Source organism: Streptomyces sp. YS-3 (genome assembly GCF_045257485.1).
Taxonomy (GTDB): domain Bacteria; phylum Actinomycetota; class Actinomycetes; order Streptomycetales; family Streptomycetaceae; genus Streptomyces.
On sequence record NZ_JBJHPC010001144.1, the window covers coordinates 1 to 758 of the forward strand.

The 758-nt window shown below is 76.8% G+C and carries 1 protein-coding gene; it reads right to left on the reverse strand.

Annotation, left to right across the window (positions count from 1 at the left end):
• On the reverse strand, positions 1 to 758 hold a 758-nt coding region (locus ACJA3G_RS38000), incomplete at both ends, for a streptophobe family protein (RefSeq protein ID WP_406557546.1).

Sequence of the window (758 nt, forward strand, 5' to 3'; positions counted from 1 at the left end):
GCCCCCGTACCGGCGTGCGCGCCGCCGCGAGCACCCCCGCGTACACCATCACCACTCCCATGGCGACCGCCAACAGCCAGACGCGCCCGTCCAGTTCGGCCAGCCGCCCCACGCTCACGCGCTGGTCGTTCTTGAAGGCGAGGAGCTTGTCCAGCGGGTCGGGCAGCACTTGCGCCAGCGCCCCGGTGGCATGCCCGTTCCACGGGACGAGCAGGCCGAGCGGAAACGCCAGCCATACCCCGTTCGGCGCGCCCAGCAGCGCGGCGCCCGCGACGCGCCCGGGGTGGCCGTCGTCCGTCATCGCGTACGCCGCCGCCGCGAGCCCCGCCGCCACCGCCAGCAGGGCCACCGCGACCAGCGCCGACGCGGCGGGCCGTACCGCCCGGTGCAGCCACTCCCAGCCGCGCGGCAGCGGCGAGCGCCGTGCGGCGAGCAGGGCGACCAGCAGTACCCCTAGCACCCAGAACACCGCGCCCACCAGCGAGTCCGCCGTGTTCACGGTGAACCCGACCCGCGCCTTGGCGTCCGCGAGCCGGCCCAGCCGGTCCGGCAGCAGCCCGCCGATGCCGCCGATGTCCCCGAGGTCGCCCAGCCCGGGGATCGACACCTTGCCGGAGCCCGGCGACCCGCCCGTGTCGAGGCCGAGCGAGCTCCCGTCGATGGTGACCAGGTCGTGGCCCGCCCAGGCGAGCCCCGCCACCACCCCGACGAACAGCACCACGACCCCACCCGCCCGTGCCGCCAGCTCCGCCCCGGGC